Source organism: Vibrio sp. 10N.286.49.E11 (genome assembly GCF_041469505.1).
Lineage (GTDB): Bacteria > Pseudomonadota > Gammaproteobacteria > Enterobacterales > Vibrionaceae > Vibrio > Vibrio crassostreae_C.
Window position 1 is genome coordinate 1 of record NZ_JBFRKQ010000011.1, and the last position, 2,945, is coordinate 2,945.

Genomic DNA, 2,945 nt, shown 5'->3' on the forward strand with positions numbered 1-2,945 from the left:
TTTCTTTGAGTCCACAAAACCCCTTGGGTGTTGTATGGTTAAGCCTCACGGGCAATTAGTACAGGTTAGCTCAATGCCTCGCAGCACTTACACACCCTGCCTATCAACGTCGTAGTCTACGACAACCCTTTAGGACACTTATAGTGCCAGGGAAAACTCATCTCAAGGCTCGCTTCCCGCTTAGATGCTTTCAGCGGTTATCGATTCCGAACTTAGCTACCGGGCAATGCCATTGGCATGACAACCCGAACACCAGAGGTTCGTCCACTCCGGTCCTCTCGTACTAGGAGCAGCCCCTTTCAATTTTCCAACGCCCACGGCAGATAGGGACCGAACTGTCTCACGACGTTCTAAACCCAGCTCGCGTACCACTTTAAATGGCGAACAGCCATACCCTTGGGACCGACTTCAGCCCCAGGATGTGATGAGCCGACATCGAGGTGCCAAACACCGCCGTCGATATGAACTCTTGGGCGGTATCAGCCTGTTATCCCCGGAGTACCTTTTATCCGTTGAGCGATGGCCCTTCCATTCAGAACCACCGGATCACTATGACCTGCTTTCGCACCTGCTCGAATTGTCATTCTCGCAGTCAAGCGGGCTTATGCCATTGCACTAACCACACGATGTCCAACCGTGTTTAGCCCACCTTCGTGCTCCTCCGTTACTCTTTGGGAGGAGACCGCCCCAGTCAAACTACCCACCAGGCACTGTCCGTAACCCCGATTCAGGGGCCAACGTTAGAACATCAAAACTACAAGGGTGGTATTTCAAGGACGACTCCACCACATCTAGCGACGCGGTTTCAAAGTCTCCCACCTATCCTACACATGTAGGTTCAATGTTCAGTGCCAAGCTGTAGTAAAGGTTCACGGGGTCTTTCCGTCTAGCCGCGGGTACACTGCATCTTCACAGCGATTTCAATTTCACTGAGTCTCGGGTGGAGACAGCGTGGCCATCATTACGCCATTCGTGCAGGTCGGAACTTACCCGACAAGGAATTTCGCTACCTTAGGACCGTTATAGTTACGGCCGCCGTTTACCGGGGCTTCGATCAAGAGCTTCGACCGAAGTCTAACCCCATCAATTAACCTTCCGGCACCGGGCAGGCGTCACACCGTATACGTCATCTTACGATTTTGCACAGTGCTGTGTTTTTAATAAACAGTTGCAGCCACCTGGTATCTGCGACTCTCGTCTGCTCCATCCGCAAGGGACTTCACTGATAAGAGCGTACCTTCTCCCGAAGTTACGGTACCATTTTGCCTAGTTCCTTCACCCGAGTTCTCTCAAGCGCCTTGGTATTCTCTACCCGACCACCTGTGTCGGTTTGGGGTACGATTCCTTACAATCTGAAGCTTAGAGGCTTTTCCTGGAAGCATGGCATCAATGACTTCACTACCGTAGTAGCTCGACATCGTATCTCAGCGTTAGTAGCGGTCCGGATTTACCTAAACCACCCGCCTACGTACTTGAACCTGGACAACCGTCGCCAGGCCCACCTAGCCTTCTCCGTCCCCCCATCGCAATTGTAAGAAGTACGGGAATATTAACCCGTTTCCCATCGACTACGCCTTTCGGCCTCGCCTTAGGAGTCGACTTACCCTGCCCCGATTAACGTTGGACAGGAACCCTTGGTCTTCCGGCGAGGGAGTTTTTCACTCCCTTTATCGTTACTCATGTCAGCATTCGCACTTCTGATACCTCCAGCAGCCCTTACAGACCACCTTCAACGGCTTACAGAACGCTCCCCTACCCCACATACCCTAAGGTACGTAGCCGCAGCTTCGGTGTATAGCTTAGCCCCGTTACATCTTCCGCGCAGGCCGACTCGACCAGTGAGCTATTACGCTTTCTTTAAATGATGGCTGCTTCTAAGCCAACATCCTGGCTGTCTGAGCCTTCCCACATCGTTTCCCACTTAGCTATACTTTGGGACCTTAGCTGGCGGTCTGGGTTGTTTCCCTCTCCACGACGGACGTTAGCACCCGCCGTGTGTCTCCCGGATAGTACTTACTGGTATTCGGAGTTTGCAAAGGGTTGGTAAGTCGGGATGACCCCCTAGCCTTAACAGTGCTCTACCCCCAGTAGTATTCGTCCGAGGCGCTACCTAAATAGCTTTCGGGGAGAACCAGCTATCTCCAGGTTTGATTGGCCTTTCACCCCTAGCCACAAGTCATCCGCTAATTTTTCAACATTAGTCGGTTCGGTCCTCCAGTTGATGTTACTCAACCTTCAACCTGCCCATGGCTAGATCACCTGGTTTCGGGTCTAATCCTAGCAACTGTACGCCCAGTTAAGACTCGGTTTCCCTACGGCTCCCCTAAACGGTTAACCTTGCTACTAAAATTAAGTCGCTGACCCATTATACAAAAGGTACGCAGTCACACCACGAAGGTGCTCCTACTGCTTGTACGTACACGGTTTCAGGTTCTATTTCACTCCCCTCACAGGGGTTCTTTTCGCCTTTCCCTCACGGTACTGGTTCACTATCGGTCAGTCAGTAGTATTTAGCCTTGGAGGATGGTCCCCCCATATTCAGACAGGATATCACGTGTCCCGCCCTACTCGTTTTCACTGATTATGATGTGTCGGTTACGGGGCTATCACCCTTTATTGCGAGACTTTCCAGACTCTTCACCTGCATCATTAAAAGCTTAAGGGCTAATCCAATTTCGCTCGCCGCTACTTTCGGAATCTCGGTTGATTTCTCTTCCTCGGGGTACTTAGATGTTTCAGTTCCCCCGGTTTGCCTCCTGTTGCTATGTATTCACAACAGGATACTTACTTATGTAAGTGGGTTTCCCCATTCAGGAATCCCAGACTCAAAAGGTTATTACTACCTAATCTGGGCTTATCGCAAGTTATTACGCCTTTCATCGCCTCTGACTGCCAAGGCATCCACCGTGTACGCTTAGTCACTTAACCATACAACCCGAAAGGGT

The 2,945-nt window shown here is 51.2% G+C and carries 1 rRNA gene; it reads right to left on the reverse strand.

The annotated features are described in order from the left end of the window. Window positions 1-34: 34 nt before the first annotated feature. Window positions 35-2,928: ribosomal RNA gene (locus AB4167_RS02850) — 23S ribosomal RNA — on the reverse strand. Between the last annotated feature and the right edge of the window lie 17 nt (window positions 2,929-2,945).